This window comes from Sporosarcina sp. FSL K6-1508 (assembly GCF_038007465.1).
GTDB classification, from domain to species: domain Bacteria; phylum Bacillota; class Bacilli; order Bacillales_A; family Planococcaceae; genus Sporosarcina; species Sporosarcina psychrophila_B.
Genome location: NZ_JBBOXF010000001.1, coordinates 4,598,938 through 4,621,761 on the forward strand (window position 1 = coordinate 4,598,938; position 22,824 = coordinate 4,621,761).

The 22,824-nt window shown below is 43.3% G+C and carries 23 protein-coding genes; 7 read left to right on the forward strand and 16 right to left on the reverse strand.

Translation table 11 applies throughout. From position 1 onward, the window contains the following. Nucleotides 1–16: 16 nt before the first annotated feature. From MKZ11_RS23440 to MKZ11_RS23450, 3 genes are all read right to left on the reverse strand, one after another. Nucleotides 17–550 carry a DUF6932 family protein gene (locus MKZ11_RS23440; RefSeq protein ID WP_340796751.1) on the reverse strand — a complete coding sequence of 178 codons (534 nt, stop codon included), beginning with the start codon at nt 548–550 and terminating at the stop codon, nt 17–19. Between the two features lie 211 nt (nt 551–761). Beyond that, nucleotides 762–2,738 (reverse strand): S9 family peptidase, encoded by a 1,977-nt coding sequence (locus MKZ11_RS23445; protein ID WP_340796752.1) that lies wholly within the window; start codon nt 2,736–2,738, stop codon nt 762–764. A gap of 161 nt (nt 2,739–2,899) precedes the next feature. Further along, on the reverse strand, nt 2,900–3,994 hold the full coding sequence (locus MKZ11_RS23450; protein ID WP_340796753.1) for a citrate synthase/methylcitrate synthase: 1,095 nt from the start codon (nt 3,992–3,994) through the stop codon (nt 2,900–2,902). 106 nt (nt 3,995–4,100) lie between these two features. Between MKZ11_RS23450 and MKZ11_RS23455 the strand changes: the two genes are divergently transcribed. From MKZ11_RS23455 to hepT, 3 genes are read left to right on the forward strand one after another with little or no spacing between them, the layout of a single operon-like run. Further along, nucleotides 4,101–4,982: a LysR family transcriptional regulator gene (locus tag MKZ11_RS23455; protein ID WP_340796754.1), complete on the forward strand. Its 882-nt coding sequence runs from the start codon at nt 4,101–4,103 to the stop codon at nt 4,980–4,982. Between the two features lie 36 nt (nt 4,983–5,018). Beyond that, nucleotides 5,019–5,426 (forward strand): type VII toxin-antitoxin system MntA family adenylyltransferase antitoxin, encoded by a 408-nt coding sequence (mntA, locus tag MKZ11_RS23460; RefSeq protein WP_340796755.1) that lies wholly within the window; start codon nt 5,019–5,021, stop codon nt 5,424–5,426. Continuing rightward, complete coding sequence (gene hepT / locus MKZ11_RS23465) at nt 5,416–5,823, forward strand: type VII toxin-antitoxin system HepT family RNase toxin (RefSeq protein WP_340796756.1); 408 nt, start codon at nt 5,416–5,418, stop codon at nt 5,821–5,823. The genes mntA and hepT overlap by 11 nt, the downstream gene beginning before the upstream one ends. A gap of 417 nt (nt 5,824–6,240) precedes the next feature. Here the strand turns inward: hepT and MKZ11_RS23470 are convergent, their stop codons facing one another. Then, nucleotides 6,241–6,417, reverse strand: coding sequence for a hypothetical protein (locus MKZ11_RS23470; RefSeq protein WP_340796757.1), 177 nt, complete (start codon nt 6,415–6,417; stop codon nt 6,241–6,243). 206 nt (nt 6,418–6,623) lie between these two features. Then, the gene (locus MKZ11_RS23475; RefSeq protein ID WP_340797099.1) at nt 6,624–7,634 is read right to left on the reverse strand and encodes a CotH kinase family protein; all 1,011 of its coding nucleotides are present in this window, start codon (nt 7,632–7,634) and stop codon (nt 6,624–6,626) included. 305 nt (nt 7,635–7,939) lie between these two features. Between MKZ11_RS23475 and MKZ11_RS23480 the strand changes: the two genes are divergently transcribed. Further along, nucleotides 7,940–8,137, forward strand: coding sequence for a hypothetical protein (locus tag MKZ11_RS23480; protein ID WP_340796758.1), 198 nt, complete (start codon nt 7,940–7,942; stop codon nt 8,135–8,137). Nucleotides 8,138–8,507: 370 nt separating this feature from the next. Here MKZ11_RS23480 and MKZ11_RS23485 read toward each other — a convergent pair whose 3' ends face one another. The 7 genes from MKZ11_RS23485 to MKZ11_RS23515 form a co-directional block, all read right to left on the reverse strand. Continuing rightward, nucleotides 8,508–9,014, reverse strand: a complete 507-nt coding sequence (locus tag MKZ11_RS23485) for a hypothetical protein (protein WP_340796759.1) — start codon at nt 9,012–9,014, stop codon at nt 8,508–8,510. Between the two features lie 377 nt (nt 9,015–9,391). Continuing rightward, the gene (locus tag MKZ11_RS23490) at nt 9,392–10,945 is read right to left on the reverse strand and encodes a fatty acid--CoA ligase family protein (RefSeq protein WP_340796760.1); all 1,554 of its coding nucleotides are present in this window, start codon (nt 10,943–10,945) and stop codon (nt 9,392–9,394) included. 329 nt (nt 10,946–11,274) lie between these two features. Further along, nucleotides 11,275–13,203: an ABC transporter permease gene (locus MKZ11_RS23495; protein ID WP_340796761.1), complete on the reverse strand. Its 1,929-nt coding sequence runs from the start codon at nt 13,201–13,203 to the stop codon at nt 11,275–11,277. After that, a complete protein-coding gene (locus MKZ11_RS23500; protein ID WP_340796762.1) occupies nt 13,175–13,957 on the reverse strand; it encodes an ABC transporter ATP-binding protein in 783 nt (260 codons plus the stop codon). Before MKZ11_RS23500 ends, MKZ11_RS23495 begins: the two co-directional genes overlap by 29 nt. Beyond that, nucleotides 13,908–14,960: a sensor histidine kinase gene (locus MKZ11_RS23505; RefSeq protein WP_340796763.1), complete on the reverse strand. Its 1,053-nt coding sequence runs from the start codon at nt 14,958–14,960 to the stop codon at nt 13,908–13,910. Before MKZ11_RS23505 ends, MKZ11_RS23500 begins: the two co-directional genes overlap by 50 nt. After that, nucleotides 14,957–15,661 carry a response regulator transcription factor gene (locus MKZ11_RS23510; protein WP_340796764.1) on the reverse strand — a complete coding sequence of 235 codons (705 nt, stop codon included), beginning with the start codon at nt 15,659–15,661 and terminating at the stop codon, nt 14,957–14,959. The genes MKZ11_RS23505 and MKZ11_RS23510 overlap by 4 nt, the downstream gene beginning before the upstream one ends. A 335-nt stretch (nt 15,662–15,996) precedes the next feature. Further along, the gene (locus MKZ11_RS23515; protein WP_340796765.1) at nt 15,997–16,989 is read right to left on the reverse strand and encodes a lipoate--protein ligase; all 993 of its coding nucleotides are present in this window, start codon (nt 16,987–16,989) and stop codon (nt 15,997–15,999) included. 176 nt (nt 16,990–17,165) lie between these two features. Here MKZ11_RS23515 and yhfH (MKZ11_RS23520) point away from each other — a divergent pair, with 176 nt between their 5' ends. Continuing rightward, a complete protein-coding gene (yhfH, locus tag MKZ11_RS23520; RefSeq protein ID WP_340796766.1) occupies nt 17,166–17,291 on the forward strand; it encodes a protein YhfH in 126 nt (41 codons plus the stop codon). A gap of 81 nt (nt 17,292–17,372) precedes the next feature. Further along, the gene (yhfH, locus tag MKZ11_RS23525; protein ID WP_340796767.1) at nt 17,373–17,498 is read left to right on the forward strand and encodes a protein YhfH; all 126 of its coding nucleotides are present in this window, start codon (nt 17,373–17,375) and stop codon (nt 17,496–17,498) included. Nucleotides 17,499–17,543: 45 nt separating this feature from the next. Here yhfH (MKZ11_RS23525) and MKZ11_RS23530 read toward each other — a convergent pair whose 3' ends face one another. From MKZ11_RS23530 to hemE, 4 genes are all read right to left on the reverse strand, one after another. Beyond that, nucleotides 17,544–18,404: a glycerophosphodiester phosphodiesterase family protein gene (locus tag MKZ11_RS23530; RefSeq protein WP_340796768.1), complete on the reverse strand. Its 861-nt coding sequence runs from the start codon at nt 18,402–18,404 to the stop codon at nt 17,544–17,546. Between the two features lie 140 nt (nt 18,405–18,544). After that, the gene (gene hemY / locus MKZ11_RS23535) at nt 18,545–19,972 is read right to left on the reverse strand and encodes a protoporphyrinogen oxidase (RefSeq protein WP_340796769.1); all 1,428 of its coding nucleotides are present in this window, start codon (nt 19,970–19,972) and stop codon (nt 18,545–18,547) included. A 27-nt stretch (nt 19,973–19,999) separates the two neighbouring features. Continuing rightward, on the reverse strand, nt 20,000–20,932 hold the full coding sequence (hemH, locus tag MKZ11_RS23540) for a ferrochelatase (protein ID WP_340796770.1): 933 nt from the start codon (nt 20,930–20,932) through the stop codon (nt 20,000–20,002). Between the two features lie 30 nt (nt 20,933–20,962). After that, on the reverse strand, nt 20,963–22,003 hold the full coding sequence (gene hemE / locus MKZ11_RS23545; protein ID WP_340796771.1) for a uroporphyrinogen decarboxylase: 1,041 nt from the start codon (nt 22,001–22,003) through the stop codon (nt 20,963–20,965). Nucleotides 22,004–22,216: 213 nt separating this feature from the next. Between hemE and MKZ11_RS23550 the strand changes: the two genes are divergently transcribed. After that, on the forward strand, nt 22,217–22,717 hold the full coding sequence (locus MKZ11_RS23550; RefSeq protein ID WP_340796772.1) for an antibiotic biosynthesis monooxygenase family protein: 501 nt from the start codon (nt 22,217–22,219) through the stop codon (nt 22,715–22,717). Nucleotides 22,718–22,824: the final 107 nt, after the last annotated feature.

Below are 22,824 nucleotides of genomic sequence, written 5' to 3' on the forward strand. Positions count from 1 at the left end.
ATTTCTTACACCTCCATCATTGAATAATTTTCACAATACCTTTTGGTAGATAAGAGTCCCTTGTTTTTCTCAATGCGGCTGGAAACTGCTGTTGATTTCCATGTTCATCTCGAATGCCGGATGGCTGACCGAAATGAGGATATAACTCTACACGATAGCGATGCCACATTGGTAATTGCTTTTTAGTAAAACCACGATAAGGTTTTCGACTACTACTATCCCAAGTCCAAACTTTATAAGGATCTAAGGCGTTTAATTTACGTTCCAATTCCCCCGATGCCAAGTCCATTAACTCACATTCAAAATAACCATCGATGTCATTGGGATGGGCTTTATCCTCTACAAACGACCCGTCAATATAAATTTGATTAATCCCCACCACCCAAAGCTGTTCAGCCATGATTTCCAACTGATTGACCAAAAACAATCGCCATTTCATATCCCATGGATTCTCATTTTGTGATCCCTTGACGAGAATGGATACCCTCAGTTCACTTAACGTTAATTCATAGTCTTTTGGTGGTAACAAACCTTCCTCGTTAAATTTCATGATTTGATTTCTCCTTTTAGTATATTCAAAAAGAACGCGTTTGATAACTTAACAAATATGTTAAGTTAATATTAACATGGCCAATCAGTAATAAAAAGGAATGTGCAATACGCTTAAGTAGCTAGTAGCCATTTATAGGTGTTCTTCGAAAAAAAACCAATGCGCTCCTTTTTTAACGGAGGCATTGGTTTTTCTTTATTTCTGATTCTGTTTATAGATATTTCGCGAACCAGCCTGTTATCTCATCGAGCCTTGCTACGCGCAGGTTCGGCGTACCGGTCCGCGATAAGTTATGGTCAGCATCCGGGAAGCGGACAAATTCCGTTTCTTTCCCCATGCTTTTTAATGTAATGTACAGCTGCTCCGCTTGTTCAATCGGGCAACGGAAGTCTTTTTCCGAGTGTAAAATTAGCAGCGGCGTCTCTACATGTTTCGCATATTTCAACGGTGAATGTTCCCACAGCTTGTCAACATTCGTCATGTCAGCGCCGATTTGCCAATCGCTGAAGTAGTAACCGATATCAGATACACCAAAGAAACTAATCCAATTCGAAATCGAACGCTGCGTGACTGCCGCTTTGAAACGATCCGAGTGACCGACAATCCAGTTTGTCATAAAGCCGCCGTAGCTCCCGCCCGTGACGCCAAGACGGTCAGTGTCAATCCAGTCATTTTCTTCGATAACGCTGTCAAGGCCGGCCATGATATCTTCATAATCACCACCGCCATAATCGCCTCGCACCGCATCGACGAATTCCTGGCTATACCCATGGCTGCCGCGTGGATTAGCATATAGCACGCCATATCCTTGCGCCGCCAATAGCTGTAATTCATGGAAAAACGTGTTCGCATACATTGCATGCGGACCGCCGTGAATTTCGACGATCAACGGATATTTTTCCCCTTCGACGTAGCCTGCCGGTTTCATTAGCCAGCCATGCACGTCCCAATTGGTTGCGCCTTTATAGACAATTGCTTCTGGTTCTACGAGTTCAACTTCTTCCAAATACGTTTTGTTGAATGAAGTGAGTACTTCCCGTTCCCCCGTTGCGATTGTCTGCTTATACAGCTCTCCTGGATTGACGGCATTGCTGACCGCAATGAGCGCAAACTCGCCGTCAGCTGAAAGATCATAACCATATACATGCTCATTTTCAGGCGTTGCTGGGTACAACGCACCTTCAAGTGACGCAAAGTACAGACGGATGTCACCCATTGTCGACAGTTGGAAATACAGATAGTTGTCTTTTGTCCAAACCACTGATGGTGCACCCGAACCTTGCAGATGATCCGCAACGGCGGAATCCCCAACTGGCGCGTCAATGCCTTCTGTCAGATTCATGCGCGTGCCATCTTGCGTGTCATAGACGTACAAATTGCTATGCGTCGCGTTTTGGAATGCCCGGTCCGAACCTACGTATGCGATGTAACGGTCATCAAAAGAAAATTGAGCTCCCCCGAAATAGCCGTCTTCATTGACAAGCACTGTTTCTTCTTTTGATTCCACGTCTACAATCAATAGCGGCTGGCGGAATTCAAAATCTAGATTCTCATTTCGGTTGACACCCATAACTAGTTTCTTACCGTCATGCGATACGGCTTGCAGTCCATGGTGGAAATTTCCTTCTGTGAATTGAGTCACATCTCCCGTTTCAATGTCGACAACGCCAATTTGTCGGAATGTATCTTGCGGCAAAAGGCCCGCTCCGTCCGCCTGGTATTTCATTTTTGTGGCACGATACGGTTCTGGCTTTTTCTTTTCATCTTTTTCTTCTTTATCCGTGAACGTCTTGCCTTCTTTCACAATTGCGTTCACCCAAACCTTCTTGCCGCATGGCGACCAAAGGAAACTTGAAACACCTTTTTCAAACGACGTCACCTTCCGTGCTTCCCCACCTCGTGCCTGCAGGATAAACAATTGGTTCTTCTCTTCCCTGTCCGATAAAAAAGCAATCTGCTTCCCATCGGCAGACCATTCGGGTGATGAAACATTCCCTTTGCCATGCGTCCACTGCGTCACTTCGTTTGACGCAAGGTCTAGATGAAATAAATTCGCTATATATTTATTGTCTTCCTCGTCAATATGCGTTTTCACAAACACTGCTTCTTTGCCATTCGGTGCTACCTTCGGATCTGTCACAGACTGTAATTTAAACAAATCATCTACTTGCAGTTTACGTTTTCCCATTGTAATTCCCCCTTATTTCTTCCCTATCTACTTGTTTCGACATTCGGAACAGTTACCCTTTTTTTCATGGCAATAAAAAATGATCCCCTTGTATGACGAAGGAGATCAGGTGGAACTCGTGTGACAGTTATGGCAAATCGGAAGGACAATTCCGCTAGCAATCAGCCCTCCACATGAAATTCTCCTACATACACTGATTGCGGACGAAAAATGGTATTATCACTTAACTGCTCTATTGCATGTGCCGTCCAGCCGACGATTCTCGCAGCACTGAATGTCGGTGTGAATAGTTCCGGCGGCATATCAATTGATCGCATGATGGCTGCCGCATAATATTCGACATTCGTATACAATTTCCTTCCTGGTTTGTGCTCTTCAAGCAAAGCTATAATTTCTTTTTCAGCTACCGTCGCCAAGTCCAGCCAAGCGTCTTCGCCCGACATGCTGATGCATTTATCTCTCAACAAAATCGATCGGGGATCCTCTGTTTTATAAATCCGGTGGCCAAATCCCATAATGCGTTCGCCACCCTTGATTTTTCCTTCCACAACTCGACGGATATTGTCCCGCGTTCCCATCTCCTCCAACAAATCAATCACACCTGATGGCGCGCCTCCATGTAACGGCCCCTTCATCGTGCCGATTGCTGATGTGATGGCGGAGACTAAATCCGACTCAGTCGAAATGGTGACTCGTGCCGCAAAAGTAGAAGCATTTAATCCATGCTCCATCGTCAATTTCAAATAGGTCTCCAACGCTTCGACTTGTACGTCATTTGGCATTTCACCTGTAAGCATCCACAAATAATTCGCAGTATGCGATAAAGCCGGATCCGCTTCAACGATTGTTTGCCCGTTTTGATTGCGATAATGGCGCGCAATGATCACCGGAAGGGCAGCCGTCAAAATAATCGCCTGATCCTCGATTGTTCTATCTTTAAACGCAGTGTGTCCATATGCGGAAATCGCCGTCCGCATCACTTCCATCAATGGCATGTTAGTAGGAAGCGCATCTATTATCGCAATTACATGTGAAGGGAGTTCTCTTCCTGCAATCATTTTCTCATTTAATTCATGAAGTTCCTCATCACCCGGGAATACTCCATTCCACATGAAATAGGCCACTTCTTCAAATGAATGCGTTGCTATAAGATTGCCTACAGAAACACCTCTATAACGTAATTCTCCTTTATCCCCATCAACTGAAGCGATATTCGTGTGTACTGCGATAACATCTTTCAACCCTTTTTGAAACATGACCATTCCTCCTTCTTTTCTTTAGTATAAGGGGAATGTATAATTATAGAAATTAAATGTTTTTCATTGAATCAATTAGGAATATTAATCAAAGGGAGGTTTTCTAATGGACTATCAATGGCTCAAAACATTTATCGTCGCCGCTGAAACATTAAATTTCCGCAAAGCTTCCGAGAAACTGATGCTATCCCAGCCAAGTGTAACCGTTCATATCCGTCTATTAGAGGAGCGACTGGGCACTACTCTTTTTGATCGGCTAAACAACCGTGTCACTTTGTCCGATGCCGGCAAGATTTTTTATCCTGAAGCTGTTCGACTTACCGAGGATGCGGACGCTAGTGTGAATCGGATGCATGCATTTTCGCAAGGCTACCGCCGTAACTGGACCATTGCAATCTCTCCGTTGATGGCCGAAACGATATTGCCATACTTATTGCGGTCATTCATGAAGCGCCATCCCGATGTCGAACTATCCATTCGCATTGAGGAATCAGAAAAGATTGAACAGCTTGTCGACAATGGAACCGCACATCTTGGCATTTCTGCACTCGATGCTACATTCAAAAACATTGAATCGATTCTGATTTACGAGGACCCCATTTTATTCATCATGCCAACGGATCCTTATGATGAGGAAAGCGGTCCCCCCATTGACGTTTCTCAAGTACTTCGAGAAAATCACCTATTCACACATCATCATCCAGTCTATTGGGATGACTTACTATTCATCCTCAATAAACACATTCCCGGCATCCGAACGATGAAAGTGACACAAGCGCACATCGCAAAAAGGTTCATCCAGGAAGGATTAGGTGTCTCATTCCTTCCGCATTCCATCGTTCGTCGTGAACTGATTGAAGGCAGACTGATGCAGCCCCATTTTGACCTATTCGAATTGCCAACCGTTTCGACTTATATCCTTGTGAAAAAGAAAGGCGAACTTGAAGAAGAGTTTATTGATCAGGTTTCTAATTATTATTTTGGTTAATGATATACTGAAGAGACTAGTTAAGGAGGGATTTTTATGTACGATGAAATCTTCCGACAGGTTCGCGAGTTTATCACGGAAAAACTAAATCCTGACTTCATCATCGTTTTTGGTTCTTACGCAAAACGGACAACGCATAGTGAAAGCGATATCGACATAGCATTCTATCGCGAAGATAAAGTGTTTTCTTCATACGAACTCTTTATGATTCCGCAACGATTAGCAGATATTATCGGTATGGAGGTCGATCTCGTAGATTTAAAAGAGGCATCCACTGTTTTTGCGGTACAAATCTTTTCAACTGGAGAAGTCATCTATTCAAAAAACGAAAACCTTCGAATGGAATTGCACATGAGGACATACAGTATGTACGCACGACTCAACGAAGAACGTCAGCCGATCATCGATAAAATTATGGAAACGGGGTCAGTTTATGGTGAATGATGTGATTCTCAATAAAATCAGTGTCATTGAAAGATGTCTTCAAAGAGTAAAAATCGTCTACGATGATAATACGAATAATTTAACGGATTTCACAAAACAGGACTCCATCGTTTTAAATATCCAACGTGTTTGTGAAGCGTGTATTGACTTGGCCATGCATGTATCAGCAGCCAAGAAGTTCGGTGTTCCACAAAAAAGCAGGGAAGCATTCGAACTTTTGCATGCTAATTATGTGATTTCAAAAGAAACTGCATCCAACATGAAAGCAATGGTTGGTTTTCGCAATATCGCAGTCCATGATTATCAGACTATCAATACGAATATCTTAAAAGAAATTATTGAGAACCACTTGGTAGACTTTACATCTTTTACGGAACAAATTCTTGCCTACGGATGACTACAATAGTTCTATTCAAAAACGACTCATTGTTTTTCTGACTAGATAAGCAAAATATCGTTATCACCGGTTTTAGCCCCATTATCACCGCTATCCGCGAATCGCATAAAAAAACAGCAACTTTTCATATGAAAAGTTGCTGAAAAACTCTCAATAATCAGAATTCATTTCAATACCGCTTCGACGCTTTGTGGATGCCCCCCGCGATAAGCCGGAAAGGAGAGCACTTTCAGTCTTATCGCTCCGGCTACCACGAAGTCGCGCCTTCGCTGATTTGAAAAAGCCCATTTCATTAGCTGTGATGAAATCTGCAATCTAGAGTGCGTCTTTCTTGAATATAATTAGTATCAACTAGTAATCACATAAAAGTCTCGGCATATATATCTTAAAATCCCATTTTTCTCGATAATGAACACCCTAGCGAAGGCGCGGCAAAGGGGTCGCCGAAGCCGTAAGACTGGATGCGAAGCGATAATCCAGACTTACGGCAAAAGGCATCCCCAAAGCGCCAAGCGATCTACAATCCACACTCAAAATTTCAACACTCTCATTATTGAGAGCCGCAGCAAATTCAATGGTTTTTTTATTCAACATATATATCCAATTCCCCCCACTTATTCAACTACTTTTGACCGCTTCAACTTCAAATAATTCGCCTTCTGAACTAACGGTCTAGCCGGCCTTTGGCTTGCCAAGGTTTGCTTTATGGCCCACAATGTATAGGGCTCTTTTCCCAACGAATCATAACAAATAAGAGCTTTTAATATGCTAAATCTCTTCAATCAGAGTTTTATTTCCACCTAATCCAACATACCCAATTGGCTTCTAATATAGTTTCCCCGCGCCTCAATATAAGCCATGATGAAAGCGGGTTCTTCATCGAATACGGCCATATTATCCTTTTGATAGGGGTCCTTTTGGACATATAGCCTGATCAAATCATGCATCTCCTGTATTTTGGGTTTCATATAGCTCACATTAAATGTACTGTTTAAAACATCTTCCAACAAATTCTTGTATTGCGTCCGAAATGTTTTTACATCTAAAATCCTTGCAGTAAGCGTATTAAATCCTTCGATTCTTAAATAGTCTTCACGCATTATTTCTCCATTGACGTCCCTTCCCCATGTCGCATCATAATCCCAAGGGATAACTTCAAACAGTCCCGTCTCCCCGTTCCGATAAAGTGCATAGTTATGAACAAATCCATCGAAGTTTTGAGTGAAAATAACGCCAGCGAGCCAGCGAAGATACTTATCCACGTTTACATACTTTACGATTTCATGCTCAAATTCTTCTCTTGAAATGGTATTGATGGCCAGAATCAATTCTTGTAACCGTTCATCATCTTCACCTGTCCCGTATTTTTTTTCGTAGCCTAGCTTAAGTGATTTCTTTACTTCTTTATCTAGATTGCTCATTAATGAAAAGTTAGCATCCCCATCAACCGCATAATATAGCGATCCTTTCGGCAGTTGCCGATTTAACAGGAATCGCTCATCCACTGATTCTATTTCTAAATAAACCCCTTCGTTTTTGCCATTAATTTTCAAAAAAACGAAACGGGATTCAGGTGATAGGCAACCAATTTCATTAAAAAAATCAAATGATAATTTATTTCTCAGCATTGATGGATCTTTGAACTCTGCATTCAAATGAACTTCTTTTGCATTCCTATACATACTTGGTTTGTAAAAAGAGAGTTGGTATGATTTCTTTTGAAAATCCCGGATGTGAGAGCCCCGATAGGCAATATCAATTGCATATTTCTTTTTATTTATCGTCAGCTTGGCGGAAACTGGATCATCCATCCAAATATCTTTCCGTAATTCACTCAAAATACTCGGATGTATAAAAAGCTGGTATTCAGTTATTCCCTTGCCAGTATCCACGTGAATTCTATCCCTTCACTTTTATCCTATTCGTATGTATTCAAATGTGGGATGTTACTCGGATATAATAATTATTTTTAAAGTGTAAGCATTTGTCTCTAGCGCTCTTAGTACAACCACGTACTTTAAGAAGAGAGGAAGGATTCACTCTATAGCGTTAAGGTGTTCATAAAGAAGGTTATCTACATCTCCTTTCTCTCAATAAGTGAGAAAGGAGGATGGACATGTCACTATTTTTCGAAGATGAAATACAAAAAGCAAAGGAAAAAACCGATCGCTTGGGGTTGGATGAATTAATGTCTCAGGATCCCCGTGATAACCCGGGTAGAGTTAACAGCTATCGAAACACTTCACGTAATCAATCCTCTCCTAGCAGAGATAAACATGGTCCCGGCAAACGACCTTCGGGCAGGAGAAAATAACAGGAAATGAGAACAGTGCAAGACACCTGGAACGAGCCAGCGACGCGGTATCCTTTACCGCATTGCTGGCTTGATTTATAACTTCGCTTTAAGCTGCTAAAAATTCACTTCGTTATAGGTTAAGGTGCGATTTTCACCTCGTCTGTACATAATTATTTTACAAGTGTGTGCGTTTGCCTCTTACACCGTTGGTACATCTACGTACCTTAAGAGGGAGAGTAAGGAGCGTGTAGTGCCTCTGAATCTGTTCTGTAAAAAGAATATGGGAGTACACCTCCTTTCTCCGTCCAACAAGAAAGGAGGTTTAAACATGTCACTACCTTTTGATGATCAAATACAAAAAGCGATTAATCAGGTTGGCCTTTTGGGATTAGAAAACTTTTTGTTCCAGGAACCTTCCAGTAACAGCCATCAAACGTATAACGACGAGTGCTGCACTTCGAATCACCAACAGCATACAAGCAGTAATCGGTGTTCTTGCTGTAAAAAACAGCGTACAAGCAGTAATCGACGCTCTTGCTGCAAAAAACAGCATACTTGCGATAAGCGACGTTCTTGCTGCAAAAAGCAGCATACTTGCGATAAGCGACGTTCTTGCTGCAAAAAACAGCATACTTGCGATAAACGGCACTCTTGCTGTAAAAAACAGCATACTTGCGATAAGCGACGTTCTTGCTGCAAAAAAGAGCGTACTTGCGATAAACGGCGCTCTTGCTGCAAAAAACAGCGTACTTGCGACAAGCGACGCTCTTGTGGTAAACAACAGCATCCTTGCGACAAGCGATGCTGGTGCGGTCAAAAACACACAAGCAACAAGCGATGCTCTACCGTTGGTCCACAACTTCCGAGCAAAAAGCGACGTTCTTGCTATGACCAACAACGACCAAGTAACAATCACTATCCTTGCTGTGGTCGATAACAACAGAACTACAATCGTAAAAGCCGCTTCACCTTCTAACTAATGACTGTTTTCCAAAATATTCTCCCTAAACAAATAGAGTAAGAAAGAAACCTCTTTCCCCGGGAAGAGGTTTCTTTCTTAATGCGCGAATGAGAAGTTCATTAAAGGTTAAAAAACGAACCATTGACATGCCTGTTTCGATCTGACTTTCATCTCATTCAGATAAACCCGGAAAAAGTCTTAAAATAGGTTGAACTTGATTGAAAGAACTTTTTGAAGTAATGTGATTCATCCGCCCAAAAATCAAACCATCCAAAAAAGCCTTCTCATTTACCTCGAGAAGGCCTCGCTATTTACAGTCTCACTTGATCTTTCAATGACCGTCTTAATATTTTACCAGTTGTGTTTTTCGGTAGTTCGTCCAAAAACTCGATTCGTTGCGGTACTTTGTATTTCGCTAAACGAGCCGCGCAGAACTCCATCAATGCTGCTTCGTTAGGGACAATTCCGTCTTTCAACACGACAAATGCATGAACTGCTTCGCCGAAATTAGGATCCGGCAAACCGATGACAGCTGCTTCAACTATGTCACGGTGAGTGAATAATACTTCTTCGACTTCACGTGGATAGACATTGTAGCCGCCTACGATGACAAGGTCTTTTTTACGGTCAACGATATAGAAGTAGCCGTTTTCATCACGTTTAGCCATATCACCCGTATACAGCCAGCCGTCACGGATAGCCGATTCGGTTTCCTCAGGCATTTTGTAATAGCCTTTCATGACGTTCGGTCCTCGTACGACAAGTTCGCCGACTTCACCATCTGGAACTTCATTGCCCAGCTCATCAACGACTTTGTTTTCGACATTAATAATATCTGTTCCGATTGAACCTGGGATACGTTCGCGGTCAAGCGGATTGAAGCATGTTACAGGTGATGCTTCTGAAAGACCGTATCCTTCTGAAATACGTGTATTGAACTTCTCCTCGAAATTGTGAAGCAATGCGACAGGCAATGATGATCCGCCAGAAATTGTAGTCCGAACCGATTTGAAATCATCCGGAGCTGAATCAGGATACTGGTAAAGGAAGTTATACATTGTCGGCACAGCCGCGAAAATAGTCGCCTGCTGTTCCTTCACGACTTTGAACACTTCCGCTGGGCTGAAGCGCGGCATTAGCAAAATCGTTGCACCCTTCACCAGCGGAGCATTAACGACTACTGTCAGTGCGAAGACATGAAATACTGGAAGTGTCGCCACAACACGGTCATCTTCCGAGTAACCAAGGTAGTCCGCAACGTCGCGCGCATTTGAATACAAGTTGTTATGTGTCAGCATCGCGCCTTTTGGCTGGCCTGTCGTTCCCGACGTATACAAGATGATAGCGGTTTCATTTTCATCCACAGTAACGGGTTCCATATTCGGTTTCCCTGTCGCAATCAGCTGTGTGAATGAAAGGACTTTCGACTTTACTGCTTCTGGCAGTGCAGCGATCTTTTCCGGCGTTTCTGGAAGTGTTTCGCAAATCACATAATGTTTAACTGTCGGGAATGCACCCGCCGCCTGCTCAACTAGTGGCAGAAGAAGGTCCAGCGCGATAACCGCCTTGGCATCACTATTATGTATGATGTACGAAATTTCGTCCGGCGTGTAAATCGGATTAACTGGAATCGCTGTTGCACCGATTCGCATTGTCGCATAAAGCGAAATTAAAAAGTGTGGTGTATTCCCCAGAAGAAATGCGACATGGTCCCCTTTGCCAATGCCAAGATCTTGCAACGCCGAGGCAAACATCGACACTGACTGATCAAACTCCGCATATGATGTATCTTTCCCCATGAAGTGATAAGCCGCTTTTTCAGGCTGTGTCAATGCCGTTTCCCGCACTCGAGTAACTAGATTCATAAGTTCATCCCCTTTTGATTGAATGAATAGCCATTCATAACCTATCAATATCATTATATAAGAAAAGTTCAGACAATACAAGACTCGAAAAGCAGAAGCGCCTGTTCAGGGGCGACAGGCTTAAGACGAATTGGCGACGCGGTGCTCTTCCCGCACAGCCAATTTGACTTATGACCCGAGCCCCTAGGCGCTGGAGCTAGACAGTCGAAAAGCAGAAGCGGCCGTTTAGGGTAAGGCAGCCTAAATTCGCCATGCCCTACGCAAAAAAGAGGGATGCACTTCCTCCCTCCACTGTATAAACCTATATCATGAAAACTCCTAAGTTATCACTATGCTTTTATATGCGCAAGATAGCGCCAACGTATTAAATAGAAATAAAAAATTTGCATCAACGTAAACCCGGCAAGAACAAGGACTAATTCTTTTACAATCGATATTTCCGCCAGTGCATCCCAAATCACTTGTAAAGAGAGAAATGCAAACGAGCTATGAACAAAAGCGACTCCCCATGGGAAGAAAAATTGCGGGATTAATTGCCGGTTGACGATTTTTTTGAATTCGCGATCCGTAATACCCATGCGCCGCAGTACATCAAACTGTTTACGATCACTCTCAAGTGAAGTATAGAGCCTGAAATAAATGAAACTGCCCGCCGCTAGGAAAAATACTGCCGCCAGCAGTAATCCGATAAACAACAATAATGAAAACGTCGTCCGGATAACAGAATAATTTAAGCCTGGATTTTCAAACGAATACGGCAACTCTCCAGAATCTCCTGCTAGGAATGATTCCGAAACCTTCGCCTCGATGGATAGCCCGATAACCTTTGTTTGTTGCCAATCTGGAACATTGAATGCATAGTAGGAAAATGCCTTAAATCCTTCAGTGAATCCACTTTCAAACACTTTATCATAATCTGCATCATTCAATATGATGGCGTTCGTCGCGATGGAATACGCTGAAAACAATTGGTGCGGATAGGCGCCTTCTATCTGGATAGATACATTACTTTCTTCGAGAAGCGTTTTCACAGTTCTATCCTTTAGCTGGTCAAATGATGACGCTGACGGTGGAAGAAATACGGCTTCGCCTTCTTCCAAGTCCATTGCTGGATAACCGAACGAATGTGCAAGCATATTGACATTAGATGACTTCAATATCGCTACCGGATTTTCCGTAAATGAGGAGGTCTGCTCCAATACTTGGAATCTAATAAGGGAATAATCGATTCGTTCTGTATCTAATTCATCGACGAGCTTTGCAATATGCTTTCTTTCAAGTTCATTCTTCTGTGTACTCTTGTAAACGAGACCCAGCGGATGCGTTTCTCGATATTGCGAAGCAAACGAAGTAAGCGAGGCAAGTATGCCAACTGACATGAATGCTATCGTGGACACCATTGTTACAATGAAAAACATGCGTGCATTTTCACGTAGCCGGACGGCACCTTCTGAAATTGACAGCAGCCAGAACTGATGCCAATACAATCGTTTTCGATTACGAAGCTTATGTAACAGCAATGGCAATGAATCCGTGAAAAAGTAAAAAGTCCCTATCGTAGCGAGCGGCGGCAAGAAAAAGAGCAGCCCGATGACAACAGAATTCGACGTCGAGGCCGCCATAACATACGACATGCCAAGGAAGATCAACCCTAGATAGCCGCGGACCTTTGAATAACCGTATGCTCCTTGGCTGCTAATATCTCCCTGTATAAGATCTGCTACTTCCCCTGTCCGGATGAAGACCGGCGCGACGTACGAAATGAGTATAAAGAGACTCATGAAAGCACCTATTGTCAGTGCAAATGGTTCCCATGATAAATAAAGTGGCAAAGCCGGTAAGAGTACAATTTCCCTGATAATCATGAAAAAGAATTTCGAAAACATATACCCTAGAATCGTCCCCGCTACAATCGAGGCAACTCCAATAATCATTGTCTCCAAGAAAATAAGACGGTTCAATTGCCGCTTCGCCATACCTAAGTGGAGCAATATGCCAAATTCCTTCGATCGTGCTTGTAAAAATGCACGCATCGAATAAAACAGGAAAAACACAGTGAAAATATACAAAATGATTTCAGCTATGCCCATGCCCATAAACGCAATCCCCTGCACAAACCGATCTTCTATGGACGGATGGAACAGTAGCATGGAATAGAGAAAAAATACCATAACTGAAAAAACGCTCGCCATTAAAAATGCAGCGTAGACCCGTCTATTTCGAATGACATTACGGTAAGCGAACTGACGAAAGGTCATGGACATTCCCTCCGAGAAGCGACAAGACATTCAAAATACGTTGAAAAAACGTCTGACGCCTTTCATCTTTGTAGATTTCATTGAAAAATTCGCCGTCTTTTATGAATAGCACACGGTCGCAATAACTCGCTGCAATGGGATCATGTGTCACCATGATTACAGTCTTTTTCTCGGTTTTATTAATATGACTAAGCAATTCAAGAACGTCCTTTGCAGACTTCGAGTCGAGATTACCCGTCGGTTCATCAGCCAAAATGATCTTCGGCTTATGAATCAATGCACGGCCAATTGCTGTTCGCTGTGCTTGTCCACCCGATAACTCATCGGGTCTGCGATTCAAGATATCTGACAAATCGAGCCTAGCTGCAACTTCTGCAACGCGTTTTTCCATTTGAGGAACGGTTTGTCCATCGAGCGTCAGTGGCAGGACAAGATTTTCTTCAACTGTCAGCATTTGAAGCAAATTAATATCTTGAAAAACGAATCCTAGATTGCGCCGTCTAAACAGCGCCAGTTCGTTTGGTTTGAGTACTTCCGGTTCGATTCCATTTATCATCAGGCGCCCGTATGTCGGCAAAGCAATCGTCGAGATTAAGTTCAGCAATGTTGTCTTTCCGCTTCCTGATGGGCCCATTACTGCCACGAACTCGCCTTCCTCTACATCAAAGTCGAGACGGTTCAATGCCCGGTGCATCACTTTGCCTTCATAAATCTTCGTTACTTCCTCCAGCTCCACGATTGTGTTCGGTTTCATCCGTCTCTCCTGCCTCTCCGTTTTCAAACAACACTGTCACTGTTGTCCCATTTCCCGCCTCTGATTCGATTGATAGCGGATGGCCAAGCCGATTGCAGACTTCCGACGCAATATAAAGACCCATACCGGTCGATTCACCCGTCAGCCTGCCATTTTCACCCGTGAAGAACGCTTTTCTCACGCGGTTCAAATCTGAAGAAGGGATACCGATTCCTTCATCCCGAATCGCCAGTTTCAGCCCATGACCTGTACAAGCTGCGGTTAAATGAACCTTCTTTCCTTCATCAAACGTATATTTCACCGCATTGGTAATGAACTGCCCAATGACGATTTTCATCCATTTCACATCGGTGGCAACAAGAAAGTTGTCATCGATTGAAATAACCGGAAACACGCCATTTGTAATGAATAGCCGCTTATGATCCGTTACGATTTCTTGCACCAATTGTTTCAAGCCGATCCGTTCGATTTGCATATCCTGTTCAAATGTCTCAAGCCGTGCATTGACGAGCACAGATTCGAGGCCGTTCCTTATTTTTTCGACTTCTTCAATGATGCTGTTGCGGTCCAAATCATCTTTTTCCTGCAACAGAAGCCCCATAACGGAAATTGGCGTTTTCATCTGATGCACCCACTGATTCATGAAATGAAGCTGGCGATGTTGAGCCGCATACAGCCGTTGTACTTCATTTTGATATAACTTGTACAATTCACGAGTAAATTCGGTTGTTTGCCGATGTTCCGGGCCTTGCGGATAGCGAATAAGCGCGTCTTCCATTTTTTCTGGCTTGCGTATGATCGCCTCGTAAAATGAACGCCTTATAATGAATTTCCCAAGAAGGTAGCCCCCGGTCAACAGCATACTCATGCTGATCGTGTAGATGGCAGTATTAACATTCCTGAAACCATCCAGCCAGTATATCAGCATCATGAACAGAATAAGAATTCCTTGAAATATAAGGAAGGATATATGGTCTTTCAGAAAAAGCATCACATTCTTCATGATTCCTCCGATGCCAATACGAAGCGATAACCTGCGCCACGCACAGTTTCAATAGTAGATAAAACCCCGTAATCGGCAAGTTTTTTCCGTACGCGTGTCATATTAACATTTAACGTATTTTCATCGACAAATGACTGGTCGTCCCATAATTCTTCCAATAAACTTTCCCGGGAAACAACTTTCGGTACAGCATCCATCAACAATTCAAGGATGACACACTCCTTTTTCTGCAATGGCACAATATTTTCTTTAATATGCAGTTCCATCCGCTCGATGTATAGATTAAGCGCTCCGATTTTCACGGTACGTTCGGATTGATTCGGAGCATATTCACCAAATGTTCTGCGCAGATGACTTCTTATTTTTGCAAGGACGATTTCATAATGAAAAGGTTTCGTTATGAAATCATCGCCGCCATTTTCCAGCGCAAATACTTGGTCCATGTCACCAGATCGTGCGGAAATGAATAGTATAGGACACGTAGTATGTTGACGAAGTTGACGGCACCAATAATAGCCGTCATAAGAAGGCAGATTAATATCAAGTAGAATGAGATGCGGATTAAATGCAAGGCTTTCTTCGGTGACTCGTTCGAAATCTTCGACGATTGCAACGTCGTATTGGTATTTCCTGAGCGTGTCTGCTAATAATTGCGCGATTTTCTTATCGTCCTCAACTATGAATATACGATGGTTTTCCATAGGTCAGTCCCCTTTCACACTTCTTTTCATTATAACTTAAAAATAGCTCTGGCGGTTGGCAGGTTTTTGGAAATATTGTTGGGGTTGGCGGGGGCGGGGGGATATGATCGGTCTACCACGCTATATGAGCGGTCTGCCACGTTATATGAGCGGTCGGAAATACTATATGAGCGGTATGCCACGCTATATGAGCGGTCTGCCACGCTATTTGAGCAGCTAACCACGTTATATGATCAGTCACCCATGCTATAAAATCAGCTACACCCTTCTCACTCAAAAAGAAGGTAATCTAAAAAAAGAAAAAAGCCTGACATATTGTCAGGCTCCCACTTTTATCAATAAATCAATTGAAGGAATTCTTCTTTCGTAATTCCTCCTAGATATGTCGGAATATCGATTGAAGCGAGGGCTTCACTGATTGCCTGTCTTTCATACTGGACGCCAGTCAAGCTTTCTTCGATGACTGCTACTTCCCCGACACCGAAAAAGTCGCCGAAAATATTGACGTCTTCCATGATGCCTTTTTTCACTTGGATCCGGACATCGATGCCGCCTACCGGGAATCTGTGTGAGTGTTGCATATTGAACTTCGGTGATTTGCCGTAATTCCAATCCCAGTTTGCATAACGCTCTGCAGAAAGTTTGCGGATGTTGTCCCAGTCCTCATCTGTCAGCTCCAAATATTGAATCTTTTCTTCCCCGCCGAAAATCGATTTCAGTATTTCCATCCTGAACTGTTCAATTGTCATTGGCTCTTTGAGAAATTCAGAAATATTCGCGACACGGCTACGAATCGATTTGATGCCTTTTGATTCAATTTTGTCTTTTCGTACTTTAAGTGCTGAAACGACACGTTCGATTTCTGTATCAAACATGAGCGTCCCGTGACTGAACATACGGCCATTTGTTGAAAACTGTGCGTTGCCTGAAACTTTACGTCCCTCAACAAGAATATCATTACGGCCTAGTAGTTCTGCTTTGACGCCCATTTCTGCGAGTGCTTGAACAACTGGTTCTGTCACCTTTTTGAAGTTGCGGAACGACTCGCCATCATCTTTGGTAAGAAAACTGTAATTCAGGTTGCCAAGATCATGGTAGACAGCACCCCCGCCAGATAGACGACGAACAACATGAATACCGTTTGCTTCCACGTATTCCGTATCGATCTCTTCCACTGTATTCTGGTTTTTGCCGACGATGATGGATGGCTCGTTAATATAGAATAGCAAAAATGAATCTTTATCAATATCCATATTCTTAAGAACGTATTCCTCGATTGCTAAATTGATATGCGGATCTGTAATTCCTTTATTATCAATAAAATGCATAGTTATCGCTCCCTATAAATAGCTTCTCGACTATTTTATCATTTTTAAGCAAAGAAGACCCCTCTTTAAACTTTTCAGAATAAAACGTCTAATCTATTGACATTTGTAAGTCTGTTATAATACACTACTAATAATAGATTTAGTTATAGTACAAATTGAAAGGGGAGAATGAAACTATGATTGAGAATGTCATCGAGTTTTTCAAAAACTTGCCTGCGAAGGTTTGTACATCATGCGGTAAGGAAATCGAAGAACAGCATGAGTGCTACGGCAACAAATGCGACAACTGTAATATCTTGTGATTTTTTTTACTAACCCTGTACTATTACACCACTGAAATATAGTTTAGTACTAATACAATTGGGTAAGGAGGTAAATGAGCTATGCTTGAAAATGTGATCGATTTTTTCAAAAACCTACCTGCTAAAATTTGTACATCATGTGGTAAGGAAATCGAAGAGCAACATGAATGCTACGGCAACAAATGCGACGATTGCAATATCCTATAACTCTAAAAACAGCCGTGGAGATTTCATCTCTGCGGCTGTTTTTCTTTACTTATCCAGTATGTCAGGACGGTCTGTGTGAATGCCATTTGCTCCGATTGCTTTCAGTTGTAACGCTGTTTCAGCATCGATAATCGTATACGCGTAAACTGCGAGCCCTTTTTCATGCATTTTCTTTATAAAAGGCGCCGTCAATGCTTCATAGCTTACACCCATCCCTGATGCGTATGTCAACAGTTCATCCAGTTCTTTTTTTGACAGTTTCGCCTCTTCATCCTCATCAAATGAAATGAGTTGTAAAAGCGGGATATCTGCATTTAATTCATGCACACGTTTTAACCCTTTTTTGCTGAAAGATTGGATTGCCACTTTCGGATGGCTGTCCTCATCAAATCCGATCATGTCATACTCTTTCAATGCATCGACCAGTTTTTCTTCGATTCCCGGATAGTCTTTCGGATCCTTTAACTCTACGATGAAATTCATATTGTTCCCGAATTGACCGAACACTTCACTGAGTGTAGGCACTGCAAATTCTTCGGATGGACCATCTACAGCTTTTTTCTTTTCATCCTCACGTCGAAAGTTCGCGGAGAGTTCCTTCAACTCAGCGAGTGTTAATGCACCGATTTCCCCGTTGGCTTCTGTCGTACCGGATATATCTGCGTCATGCATGACGGCAAGTTGTCCGTCTTTTGTCAAATGTATGTCTAGTTCAATATAGTCGGCGTCAAGCTCTTCCGCCAATCCATAAGATGCCAGCGTGTTTTCCGGCACATAAGCTGATGCGCCACGATGGGCGATGATGAGAAAATCATCACTTGGCATTAGCCCTTCCTCTGCTTCTCCTTTGGTGCAACCCGTCAATAGCAACACAGCACAAATTAGTCCCCATATGTATCTTTTCATATCTATTCCTCTTTTCGATAATCTTCTATGTATCTTACATACCCTTTATCCAACAAAAAAGTCCACCCAAGGGCGGACTTTTTTATCATCTATAATAAGTTTACATTCAGAATTCCTGTAAATCCGCTTCGGCACTTTTCTCAATCAAATAAATCGTCCAGCACTTCTTTCACCGCGGCTCTTCCCTGATCAATGCAATCGGGTAATCCGACGCCATTATAAGATGCGCCGGCTAATTTCACTTGTGGAAACTTCGACTTAAGTTCCGCACGTGCTTCTGCAATTCGCTGTTTGTGGCCAACCCGGTATTGCGGCCGGTCTTTTTTCCAGCGGGTGACAACCGTGAAATCCGGCTCTCCTTTTATTTCAATGATTTTACCGAGGTCCGAAAGAACAATCTTCTCGATTTCAGCATCAGGTAAGTCGACAATCGCTTCGTCGCCTACTCGGCCTACAAATGCACGGATAAGTACCTTTCCATCCGGCGTTGTCGTAGGCCATTTCCGATGTGTCCATGTGCATGCTGTAATTGAATAATCGCTGCTCCTCGAGACAAGGAAACCGGTTCCTTCTTTGTCCTGTACTACATGTTCTTCAGGAAAAGCCAAGGCGATTGTAGCAACAGATGTTGTCGGTATTTCTCTCAGATCTTGCAATAATCCGTGCGGCGCGAACAAGCGGCCCGCCATTTCATGCCCCGTCGTGAGAATAACTGCATCTGCTTCAATTTTTCGGCCGTCATTCATTTCAAGAACCGTTTTTTCTCCGGCACTTTCTGGTCCCTCGATTGCATCAATCCGGACGCCTTTCATGACGGAGTCCGGTTCAAGTTGCTGCTCCATTGCTTCAACAATTGTTTCAAGCCCATTGCGGAACGTATGGAAGACGCCTTCTTTTTTAGCGCCGTGTCCATCCTTCTGCGGCACTTGTTTCGGTGTTGTTTTTTTCATCCCAAGAATAAGGCTTCGGTGTTTCTTTTCCACTGCGTAAAACTGTGGATATGTCGATTCCAAGCTCATATGGTCGATATCGCCTGCGTAAACGCCTGATAGTAATGGTTCGATCAAGTTCTCAACGATTTCACCGCCAAAACGTCTTCGGAAAAAACCGCCGAGCGACTGATCGCCTTTGACGCTTGAGCGCGGGAGAACAAAATCACCGGCTACGCGCAGTTTTCCAGCCCATGAAAACAATCCTGTTTTCAAAAAAGGACCGATTTTCGTAGGAATCCCCATAACCGATCCGCCTGGAATTGGATGCAGTTCGCCCCCTACAAGTACGTACGCTTGTCCTGTTGCATTTCTAACTAGATCTCCTTCGATGCCGAGATCTTCTGCAAGGACACCTACACTTTTCTTGCGGATAAGGAATGAATCCGGACCACGCTCAATGACAAAACCGTTTCGTCTCACTGTCTGGATCTTGCCGCCAAGTCGGTTCGATGCTTCGACAAGGATGACATCGAGCGGGAGGCCTTTTTCGCGTGCTTCTTTCTGCATATAGAACGCCGCGGAGAGGCCCGTAATTCCTCCCCCGACGATGACGACTTTCTTGTTTTGTCCGTTCATGTCCATCATCTCTTTCTTTCAATCATATTAGGCTTCTTCCATCTTTTCGAATACCGCTGCTACCATCGCATCCACGAATAGCGGATCGATGTTCGGCATTTCGGGGCGATAATAGGAAGCACCGATTTCATCACAAACGACTTTGCATTCATAGTCGTTGTCAAATAGTACTTCGAGATGGTCGGAAACAAACCCGACTGGCGTATACACAAATGTTGTATATCCTTTTTCATTATGCAAGTCACGCGTCAAGTCTTGAACGTCCGGGCCAAGCCATGGTTCAGGTGTTTGCCCTGCGCTTTGCCAGCCTAGTTCGTAGGTTTTCACACCTGCAGCCGCAGCTATTAAATCAGCCGTCTCTTTCAACTGCTCCGGATATGGATCGCCGTTCGCAATAATCTTTTCAGGCAAGGAATGCGCTGACACAATCAGGCATGCGCCCGCCCGTTCTTCATCACTCATACTTTCGTATGTACCGCGTACTTTATCAGCCCAGTATTCAATAAACTTCGGCTGTTTGTACCAGCTTTCGACAGAAGTAATTGCGATGCCGTGCTTGTCGGCCTCTTCTTTCGTGCGACCGTTGTATGATTTGACAGAAAACGTCGAGAAGTGTGGTGCCAGTACAATTGAGACCGCTTCTGTTATACCGTCTTCATGCATTTTTTCTACCGCATCCTCAATAAATGGTGCAATATGTTTCAACCCGATATAGACCTTAAATTCAATGTCATCCTGCACTTCATTCAGACGATTGCAAAGCGTATTTGCCTGGTCTTCGGTAATCCTAGCAAGCGGGGAAATCCCACCAATTGCCTCATAACGATTGCGAAGATCCTCCAATTGTTCGGGTGCTGGCGGGCGACCGTGCCGGATATGCGTATAATACGATTCTATATCCTCTTCCTTATTCGGAGTTCCATAAGCCATCACTAAAAGTCCCATTTGTTTCTTTGTCATAACATTCACCTCTTCGTTTGGATCAGCACGTTATTTACGCAGCTGTGCACTATATTCATGAACAAATTCAGTTAGTTTTTTCAAAGTTGCTGGTTTCACGTCTGGGAACACACCATGGCCAAGATTGAAAATGTGGTTGCCATGCTCCACGCCTTGCTCGATGATTACTTTTGCACGTTCTTCGATAATATTCCAATCAGCAAGCAACAATGACGGATCAAGATTCCCTTGCAACGGCTTCGTTAGACCGCGTTCTCCTGCCTCTTTGATGGACAGGCGCCAGTCAAGACCAACAACGTCTACAGGCAAGTCATGCCATTCGTTTGCCAAGTGGCTTGCGCCGACACCGAATGTGATCAGTGGAACATTCAATTTACGCAGTTCTGTAAAAATACGTGTCATTACTGGTTTGATGAAGATTCGGTAATCGGAAACGTTCAATGCTCCTACCCACGAATCGAAGATCTGGATAGCTTTTGCACCCGCATTAACTTGTGCAGTAATATACGTAATCGTCATATCCGCCAGTTTGTCCATTAATGCGAACCATGCTTCCGGCTCAGATACCATAAATGACTTCGTCAAGTTATAGCTTTTCGAAGGACCACCTTCGATCATATAACTCGCAAGTGTAAATGGAGCGCCCGCAAAGCCGATAAGCGGAACATTCAGTTGTTCCTTCGTCAGTATTTTAATCGTTTCAAGAACGAAAGGAATATCATCCTCCGGCGATAAATCACCAAGATTGTGGACATCTTGAACAGTGCGGATAGGATTCGAGATAACCGGACCGACACCCGCTTTGATTTTCACATCGATACCAATTCCAGGTAATGGCGTGACGATGTCTTTGTAGAGGATTGCTGCGTCAACATTGTATTGATCGACTGGAAGCTTCGTTACATATGCGCAAAGTTCCGGCTGATGTGTGATTTCTTCAAGAGAGTATTTCTCTTTGACTTTCAAATATTCCGGTTGTGAACGGCCTGCCTGCCTCATATACCAGGCAGGTGTATGATCAATCTTTTCGCCTCTCGCAGCGCGCAAAAGTGTATCATTGAATTTTGTCATTTAGTCTATTCCCTCTTTCTAAATTAACTATTTCCGTGTTACATATCCGTACTTAATATAGACGTTTCTCCCTGCAAAGTATAGCGTTTAGCCCCGTTATTCATACAATTGTGCTTACTTTCTATTTTTTTGCCATCATTTCGTCAAAGTTTGTTTTAAGTTCTCAAATAGGGGAAAATAGATAGATAAGAACTGTAAGGAGGTTTTTTGGAAATGAATATTTATATGACATCCGGTACACCTGAATTTATGATTACTTTAAAAGAAAAGTACGCGGCGGAAGGTCTGATTGCCATGCATGGACAAGGCAATTCCCTTCTGTTGCATGAAACAGAAGGGAAAACGGTGTTTCAAACACCACGCCGCTACGAAGTAATCGGCACGTCCGGAACGCTTCAAGATGACGGCTATTTCGTTTTCAATAATATTCCTGTCACGGATGAAGGGCGTCCCATTTTCGAACATCGCTTTGCAGAACGTGCGGGTGCCATTGATTCTGAACTCGGTTTTATTGCTTTCCGTTTGCTCCGTCCACTCGATTCCGACACCTATATCGTGATGACAGAATGGTCCGAGAGCGCCCATTATACAAGGTGGAAAAACTCCTCCTCTTTCGACAAGGCCCACTCACCAAATTCAGAAACTGGGGTCGACAATACACCCCATATCTTTTCAAGCGCTCCTTATGTAACAACTTATACAACAAAGGAGTAAGTACACAAACGCGTGAACTGAGGCCTGCATAAAGCAAGCCATGCAGCGGAGCGGGATTGAACTTCATCCCTCTTTGTTGCTGCAGGACACGGTTATTTTTTCTGCCC